The 12278-nt window shown below is 66.0% G+C and carries 19 protein-coding genes; all 19 read right to left on the reverse strand.

Annotated elements, in window-relative coordinates; all coding sequences use genetic code 11:
• Positions 1 to 3: 3 nt before the first annotated feature.
• The 19 genes from AC3A3G_RS02985 to AC3A3G_RS03075 all read right to left on the reverse strand — a co-directional run bounded on the left by AC3A3G_RS02985 (position 4) and on the right by AC3A3G_RS03075 (position 12166).
• Positions 4 to 1743 (reverse strand): relaxase/mobilization nuclease domain-containing protein, encoded by a 1740-nt coding sequence (locus AC3A3G_RS02985; RefSeq protein WP_487487507.1) that lies wholly within the window; start codon positions 1741 to 1743, stop codon positions 4 to 6.
• A gap of 243 nt (positions 1744 to 1986) precedes the next feature.
• The gene (locus AC3A3G_RS02990) at positions 1987 to 2766 is read right to left on the reverse strand and encodes a lytic transglycosylase domain-containing protein (protein ID WP_487487508.1); all 780 of its coding nucleotides are present in this window, start codon (positions 2764 to 2766) and stop codon (positions 1987 to 1989) included.
• 3 nt (positions 2767 to 2769) lie between these two features.
• On the reverse strand, positions 2770 to 3207 hold the full coding sequence (locus tag AC3A3G_RS02995) for a DUF736 domain-containing protein (protein ID WP_487487509.1): 438 nt from the start codon (positions 3205 to 3207) through the stop codon (positions 2770 to 2772).
• Positions 3186 to 3731 carry a S26 family signal peptidase gene (locus AC3A3G_RS03000; protein WP_487487510.1) on the reverse strand — a complete coding sequence of 182 codons (546 nt, stop codon included), beginning with the start codon at positions 3729 to 3731 and terminating at the stop codon, positions 3186 to 3188. Before AC3A3G_RS03000 ends, AC3A3G_RS02995 begins: the two co-directional genes overlap by 22 nt.
• Positions 3728 to 4249, reverse strand: coding sequence for a DUF2840 domain-containing protein (locus AC3A3G_RS03005; RefSeq protein WP_182926503.1), 522 nt, complete (start codon positions 4247 to 4249; stop codon positions 3728 to 3730). The genes AC3A3G_RS03000 and AC3A3G_RS03005 overlap by 4 nt, the downstream gene beginning before the upstream one ends.
• On the reverse strand, positions 4246 to 4497 hold the full coding sequence (locus AC3A3G_RS03010) for a hypothetical protein (protein ID WP_047820995.1): 252 nt from the start codon (positions 4495 to 4497) through the stop codon (positions 4246 to 4248). The genes AC3A3G_RS03005 and AC3A3G_RS03010 overlap by 4 nt, the downstream gene beginning before the upstream one ends.
• Positions 4494 to 5147, reverse strand: a complete 654-nt coding sequence (gene parA, locus AC3A3G_RS03015) for a ParA family partition ATPase (RefSeq protein WP_487487511.1) — start codon at positions 5145 to 5147, stop codon at positions 4494 to 4496. Before parA ends, AC3A3G_RS03010 begins: the two co-directional genes overlap by 4 nt.
• Entirely contained in the window at positions 5144 to 6304 is a 1161-nt protein-coding gene (locus AC3A3G_RS03020) for a replication initiator protein A (RefSeq protein WP_487487512.1), read from the reverse strand. The genes parA and AC3A3G_RS03020 overlap by 4 nt, the downstream gene beginning before the upstream one ends.
• Positions 6305 to 6322: 18 nt before the next feature.
• Positions 6323 to 6604, reverse strand: a complete 282-nt coding sequence (locus AC3A3G_RS03025) for a helix-turn-helix transcriptional regulator (RefSeq protein ID WP_012110094.1) — start codon at positions 6602 to 6604, stop codon at positions 6323 to 6325.
• Positions 6605 to 6740: 136 nt separating this feature from the next.
• On the reverse strand, positions 6741 to 7268 hold the full coding sequence (locus AC3A3G_RS03030) for a DUF2285 domain-containing protein (RefSeq protein ID WP_232093329.1): 528 nt from the start codon (positions 7266 to 7268) through the stop codon (positions 6741 to 6743).
• A complete protein-coding gene (locus tag AC3A3G_RS03035; RefSeq protein ID WP_487487513.1) occupies positions 7162 to 7596 on the reverse strand; it encodes a transcriptional regulator domain-containing protein in 435 nt (144 codons plus the stop codon). The genes AC3A3G_RS03030 and AC3A3G_RS03035 overlap by 107 nt, the downstream gene beginning before the upstream one ends.
• A 33-nt stretch (positions 7597 to 7629) precedes the next feature.
• The gene (locus AC3A3G_RS03040) at positions 7630 to 7890 is read right to left on the reverse strand and encodes a DNA -binding domain-containing protein (protein ID WP_097140448.1); all 261 of its coding nucleotides are present in this window, start codon (positions 7888 to 7890) and stop codon (positions 7630 to 7632) included.
• A 96-nt stretch (positions 7891 to 7986) separates the two neighbouring features.
• On the reverse strand, positions 7987 to 8253 hold the full coding sequence (locus AC3A3G_RS03045; RefSeq protein ID WP_045811379.1) for a helix-turn-helix domain-containing protein: 267 nt from the start codon (positions 8251 to 8253) through the stop codon (positions 7987 to 7989).
• 306 nt (positions 8254 to 8559) lie between these two features.
• Positions 8560 to 8886 (reverse strand): DUF736 domain-containing protein, encoded by a 327-nt coding sequence (locus AC3A3G_RS03050; protein WP_487487514.1) that lies wholly within the window; start codon positions 8884 to 8886, stop codon positions 8560 to 8562.
• A gap of 570 nt (positions 8887 to 9456) precedes the next feature.
• Positions 9457 to 9897 (reverse strand): hypothetical protein, encoded by a 441-nt coding sequence (locus AC3A3G_RS03055; protein ID WP_487487515.1) that lies wholly within the window; start codon positions 9895 to 9897, stop codon positions 9457 to 9459.
• A gap of 134 nt (positions 9898 to 10031) precedes the next feature.
• Complete coding sequence (locus tag AC3A3G_RS03060) at positions 10032 to 10199, reverse strand: hypothetical protein (RefSeq protein ID WP_012110101.1); 168 nt, start codon at positions 10197 to 10199, stop codon at positions 10032 to 10034.
• 281 nt (positions 10200 to 10480) lie between these two features.
• Entirely contained in the window at positions 10481 to 10903 is a 423-nt protein-coding gene (locus tag AC3A3G_RS03065; RefSeq protein ID WP_487487516.1) for a PIN domain-containing protein, read from the reverse strand.
• Complete coding sequence (locus tag AC3A3G_RS03070; RefSeq protein WP_012110103.1) at positions 10900 to 11154, reverse strand: FitA-like ribbon-helix-helix domain-containing protein; 255 nt, start codon at positions 11152 to 11154, stop codon at positions 10900 to 10902. Before AC3A3G_RS03070 ends, AC3A3G_RS03065 begins: the two co-directional genes overlap by 4 nt.
• 85 nt (positions 11155 to 11239) lie before the next feature.
• The gene (locus tag AC3A3G_RS03075) at positions 11240 to 12166 is read right to left on the reverse strand and encodes a DUF2493 domain-containing protein (protein WP_487487517.1); all 927 of its coding nucleotides are present in this window, start codon (positions 12164 to 12166) and stop codon (positions 11240 to 11242) included.
• Positions 12167 to 12278: the final 112 nt, after the last annotated feature.

A 12278-nucleotide genomic window follows, 5' to 3' on the forward strand; every position in this document is an offset into this window, starting at 1 on the left:
TGATTAGAGGCCGAGCCCCCGCTTGCGGCCGAAGCTCCAGTCGACACCGCCGTCGCCGCGGGCGACCCCGGAGACGTGTTTGCCGAGCTGGCTTTCGAGGGACGGCGACCAAGGCACGAGCTGGAAGCCGAGGCCGTCATCGATCATCGCGAAGCGGCCGGATGCGAGCGCCATGCGCTGGCGATAGGTGCCGGCGACATATTCGCCATTGCCGGCCGCTTTGAACGGGTGGCCTGTCTCCTTCGCGAGCCGGTCGGCAACGGCGTCGACCTCACGGCGCCGAAGCGTCTCGATCAGGTTGCGGCTGAAGATGACGCGGCGACCTTGCTGCTCGGCGAGACCTTCGTGGACCAGATGTTCCGCCCGTTGTCGCATCGCGTGCCGCACCTCGGCGCCAAAGCCGCCCTCCGACATGGCGACGGGTTCGCGGGCGATGGATTGCCGGTCGAGCCAGGTCGCGCCCGAGGCGTTCACCTGATGCTGGAGATCGAGATCGGAGCGGACGGCGAGCGCGACGCGGCGTTCGCCGCGAGCATCTTCGAAGCTGCGCAGCTCGACGATCGAGCCCGGCGCGCTGTCGCCTGCCGCATCGAGATGCGGCAAGCGGATGTGGTGGGTCCGGCCATCGACGCCGTCGACCACGGCGTAGGCCGTTCCCTTCAGCTCATCATCAAGGCCGCGCTCGACCAGACGGCCGATGACCGGCACATCGAGGCTTTCCCCTGCCAGGACGTAGTTGCCCGAGCCGCGGTCGATACCGCGTTCGGTGAGTGCGCGGTGCATGCGCTTGATGATGTCGCCGCGTTCGCCGAGCTGGCGCAGCGTCACCTCAGCCTGATCGTCGATCATCCACTGGCCAGGTCCGACTTCACTGGCGAGGCCGAGGGCTGCGAGTTTGCGCAGGCGGCCGACCTTCTCGACGGCGTAAGCGTCGGGCTGGCGGCCGACCTCCGGGGCGACATCGACGACGCCGGTCTTTCCTGCGTCGCGGACAAGCTGCCGATCAAGTTGCGTCCAGCGCTCCGCCTCGATCTGGCGTTCGAGCGTGCGGCGAATATCGAGATCCGTGCGCGGGCCAAGCTCCTGTGTGATGAGGTCACGCGCGCGATCACGCATGCCCTCCTTGATGTAGTCGCGCGAGATCACGAGGTCCTGGCCGTCGTCGCGGACGCCGCGCACGATCAGATGGACGTGAGGATGCTCGGTGTTCCAGTGATCGACCGCGACCCAATCGAGCCGCGTGTCCAGGTCCCTTTCCATCTGGCCGACAAGATCGCGGGTGAAGGACTTGAGGTCCGACATCTCCACGGCGTCGTCCGGTGAGACGATAAAGCGGAAATGATGGCGATCATCCTCGCATCGCCCGGCGAAGGCGCGGCCATCAGCTTCCTCCGTTCCCGGCCCGAACAGCCGGGCCTTTTCTCCATCACGGGTCACGCCATCGCGGCGGAGATAATCGAGATGCGTGCCGAGCGGCGCGGTGCGGCCGGAGTGCCGCACGACGCGGGCCTTGATGACTGCGCCGCGCGTGCGCGCAGTGATGAGGCGGTTCGCCTGGATGCTGGCGCGCTGGCCGCGGCCGAAGCGCGAGCGATTGGCGGGAGCGACGCGCCCGGAGCGCGAGACGCCGCCGCCCGCCTTCTTCGCGGCGGCCAGCGCCTGCGCGATGAAGGGCCGAGCCGACTGCGCACGGTTTGACCGGATGCGCCCAGGCCGAACACGAAACTCGTGGTCATCGGCCATGACGCAAGGCCGCAATGTGCGAAAAATCGCGCTGATACAGGCAATTGGGCGTCAGGCGCACATTGCCGATGAGCACGGCAATGTGCGGAGCGCGCCAAAACCTCTTGCAAAAACAACCGCCCGACCGCCGCGCAATGTGCGGCCTTTTATCCTGCCATCGTGCGGTTGTTGTGCCTGCCTCTCCCCCTTGAGCCCTCCATGTCACGCAGGAATGCGACAGAGTGCGAAGGATCCTTCCGCAGCTCATCGGGGCGTCCCCCCGTCAGAGCGAGCGACCACGATCGGGGCGTTCAAGTCTTCGGCGGTATCGGGAGTGCGCGCCGCGACGGGGGAGCGGCTGTCGTTCGACCGCGCGTTTTCCGATGGCGATGTTGCCGAACGATCGTCGGCGGAACGCACGACGAAGAGCGGCGCTTCCCGCCAATCCGGCAGCGGTGGCGGCGCAACCGATGGCGCGCTCGCCGGCGATGTCGCGGCTAGCTGCGGAGCCAGCAGCGCGATGTAGGCGCGCGTTTCGGCGGGCAGGGCGCGGCCGGTCTGGACGTATTCGTCGTAGCGGCCAGGCCCCGCATTGTAGGCGCCGAGCATTGCGGGGATCGTGCGATAGCGGTCGAACATTTCACGCAGGTAGGCAGCGCCTGCGAGGATGTTGTCGCGCGGGTCGTAGGGATCACGCCCGAGCCCATAGCGAACGCGAAGCGCGGCCCAGGTATCGGGCATGACCTGCATCAGCCCCAGCGCGCCGGCCGACGATACCGCGCGCACATCGCCGGCGCTTTCGGCGCGTTTGACGGCGCGGATCCAGTGTTCGGGAATGGCGAACCGCTGCGAGGCTTCGGTGACGAAGGGAGCGTGTGGATCGCCCGCGACCGTGCGCGCAGCCGACACGGACTGGGCAAGAGCGGCATCCGTTGCGCCCGCAGCGAGGGCCAGGCCGGAAAGGAGAAGGAAGGCCATGCGCCGGACGGCGTGATGCCGCCCGTGCGCATCCCGATGGCTCATCGCTGGACGGGGACCGGACATCGGTCAGTCCTTCCCGGCGCGGTCGCGCGGGCGCGACCAGTGCAGCGACCAGGCGTTTCCGGCGTCATCGTCGCGGAACAGATTAGCGCGGATCGGCTGCGGCAGCGCAGGGTCGTCGATCAGTAGGGCAACGTATTCGCCCGCGCGCTCGCCGGTGCGTTTCCAGCCCGCGCCGATTTCCGGACCGGCTTCGGCTTTGCCATCTTCGCTGGCGTGAACGCGGTAATCCGGCGCGTTCTCGGCATCGGAGGGCTCTGCCGGCACGATGACGACATCGCGGAAGAGCGTGAACGTCTCCAGCTTGCCGGCGAAGCCCGTGTCCTGGCGCGTGAATAGACCAATCTGAGGCATGATGACTTCCTTTGCGGCGGCGTTGGGAAAGCCATCGGTGGGCGCCGCCCCCGCCGATGGCGAGGTGTTCATCGCGTCGGTGCGCGCCATTCGAAGCGGCCCGTTCCGTCCTCGTCGGTCCACAGGGGGACGGCGCGGCCGATGATCTGGTCGGTGGAGGTCAGGCCGAAATAGCGACCGTCCAGGCTGTCGCGGACCTGCCAGTTCATGAGGAAGACTTCGCCGGTCGGGATACGGCGGCAGCCCTGCCAGACCGGGAGGTCACGCCCGGCGCGATCACGCGGCAGCGCATCGCCCATCTCGACGCCGTCGATCGTAACGGAGAGGTTCGAGCGGCAAACGGTCTGCCCGGAAACGCCGAGAATGCGCTTCAGCAGCGGGACGCCTTTGGGAAGATAGCCGCGTTCGGCCATGAAGGTCGCGAGCGGCTCGGGCGCATCGACGGCAACGAGATCGGTGACGTCGAACGGGCCATCGACGTCGATCGTGTAGAAGCCGATGGGGGCGCTCGCCGATGCATTCCACAGGAGCTTGATCGGCATCGGGGTCAGCGCCGGATAGCTGATGCCCGTGGTCGCGAGAGCCATGACGAGGAAGAGACCGGCGCGCGTCACGACCACGTCCTCCGGCGCAGGAGGAAGGCGCGATGCTGGTCGAGCGTATAGGTGCGCGGCTGATGTCCAGCCGCCATCCGGTTGTGGACGTGACGCCAGTGTTCCGGCGAAACGGCGTCCGCCTCGATGCCGATCGCTTCAATGGCATCGACGTGGCGCAGCACGTCTTCGACCTTTGGCCATCCGTCGATCCTGAGCAGGATTTCACCGCCCGGCCGGACGAAAGGCAGCGTCTGGTAGGGCTCTCCGGGCTCGACTGCGCGCACGATGTCGATGCGCGAGATGATCGTGCCGAAGTCGTTGGCCGCCCATCGCACGAACGCGAATACGGTGTTTGGACGGAAGGAGACGACACGCCGGCGGCGGTCGAGGATCTGTTCATGCGCCTCACGGCCGAACCTGATCCAGTATTCGATCTTCTTCTCGATCCACGTCAGTTCGACGTGGGTCATGCTGTCATGGGGGAGCGCTGACGGCAGCGGGCCGCCGCGCATGCGGGGAGCCGCAGTGCCGGTCATGTGGGGTCTCCTGGTGTCGAGGGGAATTCACGCGCGAGCAGCTCGCGCAGCATGTCGGCGACGGTGACGCCGCGCCCGAACGCGGCGATCTTGATCCGTCCGCGCAGTTCGGGCGTCACATCGATGGTGAGCCTGGCGGTGAACGCAGCGACGTCAGCGGCGCGTGGTGCGTTGTCCGCAGCCTTGATCCATTGGTCGGGATCGGCGGGGCGCGAGGCGAAGCCACGACGAGGGGATCGTTCGTTCATTGTGCGCCCCCGTCGATCCGCAGACGCAAGAGTTCGTCGGCGAACGCCGCGATCTCGCGTGTGGCCGATGTCGCATCGGCGAGTTCGGCGACCAGGCGGCCGGTCTGCGCGGCGGCGGCGAAGGCGATACGTTGGCCGATGGTGGTGGCGAGCAACGGTGGATCGTGATCGGCCAGGGTCTCGGCGGTCTCGCGGGCCAGAACGGTGCGCGCACCGCAGCGATTGAGCACGAAGCGGGCGACCAGTTCCGGGCGATAGACGCGGGCTTCGCCGAGCAGCGCCAGCATCTCGGCCGATGCCCAGCCGTCGAGCGGCGACGGCTGCGCCGGCATCAGCACGAGGTCGGCGGCGAGCAGCGCCGAGCGCATGAGGGCTGCGACACGCGGCGGGCCGTCGATGACGACATGGTCGACATCGCGGGCCAGTTCCGGCGCTTCGCGGTGGAGCGTGTCGCGCGCCAGGCCGACGACGCCGAACCGGCGCGGCAGGCCCTCATGGCTGCGCTGCTCAGACCAGTCGAGGGCCGAGCCCTGTGGGTCCGCGTCGATAAGGGTGACGCGCTGACCGCGCCCGGCGAGTTCGCCGGCGAGGTTGAGCGCCAGCGTCGTCTTGCCGACACCGCCTTTCTGGTTGAGGAACGCGACGATCATCGCGCACCTCCAGGCGGATCGAGGAGCGGAAGCTGATCGGGGGAAGCCGGTTCGCTCTCTTTCCGGCCCGTCTGAGCTGCTGGAGCACCCTTGCGCGGTGATTTGCCGGCGGCGCGGAGGCTTGCTGCGGCGGTGCGGATGAGGTTTTCCACATCGCGCGCGCGCTCTTCAAAGTTAGATTCTTGGTTAGACTCTAAGTTAAGGGCGCGAATCCGCCCGCGATTTCCAGAAGTTAAGGCCGGACTGGGTTCCTGATGGCACGAGCCTCGGGTTCCCGATGGCACGATAGGTCGGGTTCCCGATAGCACGAGGCCGCCCACAGGTTTTCCACAGGCGGCCAGCGGCTCGAAAGCCAGCAGCGTGCGCCCGCCGATTTCCACTTCGAGCGACAGGAGGTAGCCGGGCAGTGGTTGGCGCCGCACGATGTCTCGCAGTTCGAAGGCGAAGCGCTTGAACGGCGACAGGCTGCCGGATTTGAGGTGGAGGTGGCGTAGGTCGAAACGCCAGCCGCCGCGCTGACGGCCGCCGTGTTTGCGCACGATGCGGTAGAGCCAGCGATCGAGGCCGCCGGTGAGATCGAAATAGGCCGGGTCGATAGTGAGGATGAGCGCGTCATCGAGGACGGCCTTGTAGAACCAGTCGGGGACGATCAGCTCGATGCCATCCGGTCGTCCTTGGCGATCCGTGCGCTCCTGCCACTCGTTTATCCACGAGAAGCGGTGACGGCGGCCTTCGGCGGGCTGGCGGATCGACGTCGAGATGGTGGTCGATTGCAGCCGGTCGAGCGCGGCCTTGAGGCGCTGATAGTCGCGCATGGATGTGCCGCGCCCGACATAGGTGAGGATCTCATAGGGGGTCGCCGCCATCAGACGCGACGTGCGCAGGCCGGTGTCGCGGGCCTCGACGATCTGGCTGGCGGCCCAGATCAGGATGTCGGCGTCCCAGATCGTGGCCATGCCATGATCGGGAACGGCCTCTACCCGGATGGAGACGCCGCCCGCCGAAAAGTCGATCGGCGCTATGCGGTGCGATTTCGAGAGGGAGAAGAAGGGATAGGCCATGAGATCTTGCGCGTCTCGTGGCGCGAAGTCGCCGGGAAGCGCGCGAAACAGGTCGAGCTGCCCACGCTCCGAAGGGTCACGACGACGCACCACCATGAAAGGGACCAGCCACGATCAGCGTGCGTATCGGCCGGCGATCTGGCCGGTCGGTAGCGTCTGGCGCTTTGCGGGAAGCACGGAGCCGCGCGGATCGGACGTCGAGGTCACGGCGCCGCGCTCGGCCCAGGTCTCCAGATCGTCGACCGAATAGACGACGCGCCCGCCGAGTTTGTGATAGGCCGGACCAGTGCCGTAGGTGCGGTGTTTTTCGAGGGTGCGCGCGGACAGGCTGAGAAATTCAGCGGCTTCCTTGGTCCGCAGGTAGCGTGGCGGGAGCGCGGCGGTATCGGGTCGCATGGGGCGGGCCTCCGTGGGGTTGCTGGGGGCCGCTGGCGATCAGCGGCTGACAGCGACAACGGTGGCGGAGAACCTCCGGCGGGATGGATGGGGGACTTGGGTTGGCTAAATTCCCCACCCCTGTCGGTGGCGCAGGCTAGGTGCGCCGACGATGCCGAAGCAGGTGCAGATAGCCGCCATCGATGAGGGCCAATCCGGCTTCGGCGAAGGCGATCACGGCATCCCGCAGCGGCGAGGTCTTCCAAGGGTCAGTATCGATGCGCGCCGCGCCATAGATTGCGATGGCGATGTCGCGATAGGTCGCGCCGTTCATGCGGCCGTCAGCAGCACGAAGTTTGAGGCGAAAGCGGCGGCGCTGCTCGGCGGTCATGCGCGTGTCGCGCAATGGCGGACGCTGGAGCCAGGCGCGCGCGAGGCGTGTCAGCGCATCGATGCGATCGAGGATGTCGTCATCGATGGGGACGACCGCCGCAAGCTGGTCGTGTGCGGATATGCCGGGTAGGAAGAGTAGCTGGAGGTCGTGCTCGGGAAGACCGGCATAGGCTCCTTCCGGGCCATCACGTCCCGCAGCGAACCTGTCGGCGAGGCTGTTTGAGCTGGACGGCAGAAAGTTCGGCCGTGCTGTCAGAAAGAGGACGGCGGGATCGCTCTGCGGCGACCACACCACCTGTTGCTGTAGGGCAGAACGACCTGGTCTTGCGGGGAAATCGCAACCCCCAGCGCTGCTGCCTGTCGTCAGGCAGCGGCTGAGTCTCGGCGCCAGCATCGACCAGACTGGCGTAATCGTCCTGATAAGGGCGGTATCTGCGAAGGCACTCCCAGGCGAGACCTTCGATCGGCAGTGTATCGAAGAAATCGTAGCTGCGGTCGTCTCGCCAGTTCGATGTATCGGGCCTCATCGCATCAACTCTCCCGCGTGGTGCGCGTAAGTCGAGCGTGTGATTTTTCGGGGCGCGACGAGGGTGTTGGAAGCCCGGCGGAGGGCATTGCATGATGTCAGAACGGCATCACGGTGGGCAAACCTCTCAGCGGTGAGCCGATCGCAAGAGGTGTCGATAGCCGGTGTGGGTCATCCAGCGGGCGCGTTCGAGGTGGCTGTCGTGGATGCGTCGGCAGCGTTCGGGTTCACGGGCGGGATCGAGGTCGAACAGCACCCGCACGGCTTCCTCCCAATGCGCGCCGTCAGCGGCCGCATCCAGCAAGCGCATGTATAGTTTGGCGTGCGACTTGTCGTAGTCGGTGAGATCTTGCCCCGATGGCGCGAGGTCCTGGAATGGTGCGGTCATGGTGCAGACTCGGCGAATATGCGTTGCCCGTCTATTATCCATGTTTGATCCGAAATGGAGGCAGCGCGAATGATGAGGAGCCTGGCTGCCCACAGGTCAGCGTAAGCCTGTAGATCGGTTCGGCTTGTTTCCGCGATCATCAACCAGCAGCACTCCTTGCCCTCGGTCGGTCGACAGGAAGACGATTCCGGCAGCTTCCAAGGCCCTGCGTGCCTGATCGCGCGTCGTCTCGTACACATCGAGCCCGCTTTCGGATTCGAGGCGCTTGAGCGCGGTCAGCGATAGGCGGGCCTTGTCAGCGAGCGTCTCCTGTGTCCAACCCAGCAACGCGCGTGCGGCCCGTGATTGTCGGGCGGTGATCATGCATGATCACCTCCCATCGCAACCGGCGCGCGCTCCAGAACTACGGCTATTTTAGTCGTATTGGCCCGTTTCTGCCAGCTCAAAGAGGTTGCCGAAGGGCCGTGTCGTGCTGGCGCCGATTTGCTGATTCGGGCAATCGAGGCGTTGTCGTCAGTGAAGCGAAGGGTCTGCGGGCTGGCTTTTGCAGTAAAGCTGGAGAGCGCGCCTTCGGTTTGACCCGACTATTTGGGGCACGCATCTGCGATTGGGTGCGATTTGAGCAGGTAGGCGGCCCCGACCTTTCGGCCGGGGCCTCGTGACGCCGCCTCAGTCTGCGCGGCGGCCGTTGGGGCGGGACCAGATCAGCGAGTAACCTTCGCCGTCCTCGTCATCGAAGAGGTTGGCGTAGATCGGAGCGTTGAAGCTCGGATCGTCGAGCTTGAGGCCCAGATAGTCGCGGCCCTCGTTGGAGCGCTTGGACCAGGCGGCGCCGATCTCGGCGCGGCCGACCAGGACCCGGTGGCTGGGGGCGTTCTCGCCGCTGGCGCGCAGGTCGGGGACGATGCGCACGCCCTTGGCCTGGACGCTGAGGGTGACGATTTCGCCGCTGAATTCGTTCGAGCCGGTCTTCTTGAAGGTGCCGATGGTCGCCATTGTAAGTCTCCGTTTTCCGTTTCGAGCCCGCACCATTGCGGCCTCGATGGCGATCGACCGGACGGAAGCGAGCGACGACACATCGCTTGCGACCGCAGCAAAGCGGAGGATGGCGCAGGCGCGACTTTGTTGTTTCGCGAGGAATGACGGCGCAGCCGGCAGGGGAAGAAAGTCGGGGCCAGCCGTTGTGGCTTAGGCGCTCGAGGCAAAGCCGTCCTTCGGCCAGATCAGGCCATTGAAGAGGCCGTTTTGGCGCGGGTGCTGGACGGATCGACGGCGGAGACGGCGGCGACCTTCGCATTGGCCCGGGAAGTCCGATCGGCGATCACAGGCGTAGACCTCCCTCGAACAGGCCTGCGCTGCGTATTTCGCCATTCCGCCAGCTCTGACGAAACGCCTCGACGCTGAGGGTCTGCCGGCCACGATGTCGTTGCCGCCCCGACGCGCTCCATCGTTCCGTGACAGGTGGGCGCAGCCGATGCTTCGCGATGCCGCTTCCCCATCGGGCGACCAGATGGCGTGGAGGCAAGGTATGTGCCGCTGGATCCCGCCGCGATGGGCGCTGCGGGTTTAGGCGTGGGACACATGCCCGGCAGATGGGTCGGAGGCCGCCATTCCAGTGATGCGCACGAAGGCGACGATGCCGACCGCGATCGCTCCGATGACCGAGTACACGGTCTGCCATGTCTCCGACGGCATGGTGTGTTTCACAATGCCATGGGTGGCATGGAATCCGGCGACGACGGCCGGGGCGACGAAGGCTGCGGCGATGAGCAGGCGTGCCCAGGTCGGACGGACGGTGGCGAGCAGGAATTGGCCGATGCCGAAGGTCAGGCCAGCGGCGACAAAGCCGACGACAATCGCGCCGAGCCAGCCCGCGCCGGTGCCATAGGCCCATGTGCCGGCAGACACGCCCGCGAAGAACGGAAGAGCGAACACCGCAAGCGTGAAGAGGAGCCAACAGAGGAAACCGATGGCGGCGATGCTGAGGAGAATGCCGATGAAGATCATGGTGGTGTCTTTCGTCAAATGTCAGACGGATGCGCCTCCACCACCACCACGGCGCACACGCGAGATTAGCAGAATTCGAGCTGCGGGGGGAGCAGAAGCGTGAAGCGTCCGCCGACTGCGCGACCCGGTTCGCCTCATGAGGCGAAGGGGTCGATTTCGCCGACGATGGCGTTTTCATCGCCATCATATTCCGACGCCGGGGTGACGGAGAGCGTGCCGTCTCCGGCGCGATAGATGACGATGGCCGCCATCAGGGTGGTAGCGAGGCTGAAGGCGAACGCGTGAGCGGTTTGGAAGGACATCGACCTGGCTCCTGTTTGAGCGGAGGTCCATCCCCCGCTGACAGGCGCTCGAAGAGTTCGGCCGGTGGCCGCAATCACCGTGCAGGCGAAGCCGGAGCGGCGGCACGCTATGCGTAGTCCGACCCTTTACGGGTTGATGGCGTCAGGCCATCGGCTGAACCCAAGGATCAGCGTCTTGAAGCGGGGGTGGTCGTCCGATCAGGAGACCGGGTTGTCTGCTTGCCGCGAGGGCTGTTGCCGCCGGCTCGGCTGGCCTCACCTGCGCTGTCGGGGGCCGGATGTCAGCGCCCGGCCTTCCAGGGATCGATGACCGTGACATTCGCGGCCTCGAATGCGCTGTTGTCGCGCGTGGCGACGGCAAAGCCCTTGGCGGCTGCGATCGCCGCGATATAGCCGTCGGGAGTAGGGAAGCCTTTCCCGACCGTTCGGGCTTTGACGGCGAGATCCGCATAGCGGCGCGCAGCATCGACATCGAACGGGAGGACGCGGTCTGCGAACAGTTCCATCACCCCATCCAGGGCTTCGGTGAGACGCTCCTTGCGCTTGCCCTCGGGGAGCGCGCCGATGCCGAACATCAGCTCGGCGATGTTGACGCTGGAGAGGAAGAGCGTTTCCGCTGCCTGCTCGTCGAGCCATGCGCGCACGGCCTCGTCGGGAGCGGGCTTCATCGCCTCCGATATGACATTGGTGTCGAGGAGGATCATTCGAAGCTCATCGGCTTGGCGGGCGCCTTGTCACGAGCCTGGTCGAGGGCCTCGACATCCTCATTGGTCAAGCCGAGGCGGCGGCTGCGTTCCGCGAGCGCCGTGCCGAGCCGGAGGCGCGTATCGGGGCGGACAGCCATTTCGAGGATGTCGCGCATTTCCGCTTCGGCGCTGCGGCCGTGCTGCGCCGCCCGCACCTTGAGGGCGCGGTGCGTCGCGTCGGACAGATTCCTGATCGTAACTGCGGGCATGATAGCCCTCCTGCAAGTTTGATAGCGGTGATAGCATAATATACAAATTGCTATCATTTTTCAAGGCGGCCGGTCCCGGCGGCGCTTACGCGCCGCCCGAGCCGAACCGATAGACCGGAATGCCCATCTTGCGGGCCTTGTCGGCCAGGTTGTCCTGAATGCCCGTGCCGGGGAAGATCACGACCCCGATCGGCACGATGCTGAGCATCTGGTCATTGCGTTTGAACGGTGCGGCCTTGGCGTGCTTCGTCCAGTCCGGCTTGAAGGCGACCTGCGGCACCTTGCGGCTGTCGGCCCAGCGGGAAGCGATCTTTTCGGCGCCTTTCGGCGAGCCGCCATGCAGCAGCACCATGTCGGGGTGCTTGGTATGGATCTGATCGAGCTTGGCCCAGATCTGCTTGTGATCGGCGGTGTCGCCGCCCGAGAAGGCGATCTTCGGGCCGGCGGGTACGAGTACCTCGGTATCTGCGCGCCTCCTGGCGGCGAGGAAATCCCGGCTGTCGATCAGCGACGCGGTGAGGTTGCGATGGTTGACCCGTGATCCGGTGCGTTGCGACCAGGGTGAGCCGGTGGCGACGAGGTAGCGTCCAGCGGCGGCTTCGCGGAAGGTTTCCATGCCGTCGCGGCGGTCGATCAGGTTCATGCCGATGTCGATGAGGCGCTCGAGCTGGAGGGACTTCACCTCGGAGCCATCCTGTTCGCGCTGAAGCTGCCTTTGCGCCTGCTCGTTGTCGTCGAGCTTCTGTTCGATGCGGTCCACGGCGCGGTGGAACATATTGACGGTCGACCAGAGGAGATCGGGGAGATCGAAGTCGAGGCTGGTGTCGGTTATCGTGGCGACCAGGGCGTCGAAGATGTCGGCGACGGCGCCTTCGATGACGCGGTCTTCCGGTGGCGGGCGCTGGTCCAACTCGTCTTCGGAGGGGCGATAGCCGTGGAGCTGCAAGTCCTGGATAAGATGGTCGGTCGGGGATGACTCGTGGTGTGGTTCGTAGTCGTCGTGCTCGCTCATGGGATGCTCCGTCGGCAAGGACCGCGACCGTCGCGGCCTTCATGGCGACGAAGCCGTCGGGCGGGACGGACCTGCACCCGGAGCGAAGCGTAGGGCCGAAGCGCCAGCGGAG

It is taken from the genome of Brevundimonas sp. Soil_N_31 (genome assembly GCF_057655995.1).

What these genes read in the sequence shown, in the direction of transcription:
- AC3A3G_RS02990 (WP_487487508.1), bottom strand. Translation starts at nt 2,766, where the DNA reads ATGTCCGGTCCCCGTCCAGCGATGAGCCATCGGGATGCGCACGGGCGG.
- AC3A3G_RS03050 (WP_487487514.1), bottom strand. Translation starts at nt 8,886, where the DNA reads ATGGCGACCATCGGCACCTTCAAGAAGACCGGCTCGAACGAATTCAGC.
- AC3A3G_RS02985 (WP_487487507.1), bottom strand. Translation starts at nt 1,743, where the DNA reads ATGGCCGATGACCACGAGTTTCGTGTTCGGCCTGGGCGCATCCGGTCA.
- AC3A3G_RS03060 (WP_012110101.1), bottom strand. Translation starts at nt 10,199, where the DNA reads ATGTCCTTCCAAACCGCTCACGCGTTCGCCTTCAGCCTCGCTACCACC.
- AC3A3G_RS03040 (WP_097140448.1), bottom strand. Translation starts at nt 7,890, where the DNA reads ATGACCGCACCATTCCAGGACCTCGCGCCATCGGGGCAAGATCTCACC.
- AC3A3G_RS03025 (WP_012110094.1), bottom strand. Translation starts at nt 6,604, where the DNA reads ATGCGACCCGATACCGCCGCGCTCCCGCCACGCTACCTGCGGACCAAG.
- AC3A3G_RS03065 (WP_487487516.1), bottom strand. Translation starts at nt 10,903, where the DNA reads ATGATCCTCCTCGACACCAATGTCATATCGGAGGCGATGAAGCCCGCT.
- AC3A3G_RS03035 (WP_487487513.1), bottom strand. Translation starts at nt 7,596, where the DNA reads ATGCAATGCCCTCCGCCGGGCTTCCAACACCCTCGTCGCGCCCCGAAA.
- AC3A3G_RS03075 (WP_487487517.1), bottom strand. Translation starts at nt 12,166, where the DNA reads ATGAGCGAGCACGACGACTACGAACCACACCACGAGTCATCCCCGACC.
- AC3A3G_RS03005 (WP_182926503.1), bottom strand. Translation starts at nt 4,249, where the DNA reads ATGACCGGCACTGCGGCTCCCCGCATGCGCGGCGGCCCGCTGCCGTCA.
- AC3A3G_RS02995 (WP_487487509.1), bottom strand. Translation starts at nt 3,207, where the DNA reads ATGGCGCGCACCGACGCGATGAACACCTCGCCATCGGCGGGGGCGGCG.
- AC3A3G_RS03055 (WP_487487515.1), bottom strand. Translation starts at nt 9,897, where the DNA reads ATGATCTTCATCGGCATTCTCCTCAGCATCGCCGCCATCGGTTTCCTC.
- AC3A3G_RS03020 (WP_487487512.1), bottom strand. Translation starts at nt 6,304, where the DNA reads ATGGTGGTGCGTCGTCGTGACCCTTCGGAGCGTGGGCAGCTCGACCTG.
- AC3A3G_RS03070 (WP_012110103.1), bottom strand. Translation starts at nt 11,154, where the DNA reads ATGCCCGCAGTTACGATCAGGAATCTGTCCGACGCGACGCACCGCGCC.
- parA (WP_487487511.1), bottom strand. Translation starts at nt 5,147, where the DNA reads ATGATCGTCGCGTTCCTCAACCAGAAAGGCGGTGTCGGCAAGACGACG.
- AC3A3G_RS03045 (WP_045811379.1), bottom strand. Translation starts at nt 8,253, where the DNA reads ATGATCACCGCCCGACAATCACGGGCCGCACGCGCGTTGCTGGGTTGG.
- AC3A3G_RS03010 (WP_047820995.1), bottom strand. Translation starts at nt 4,497, where the DNA reads ATGAACGAACGATCCCCTCGTCGTGGCTTCGCCTCGCGCCCCGCCGAT.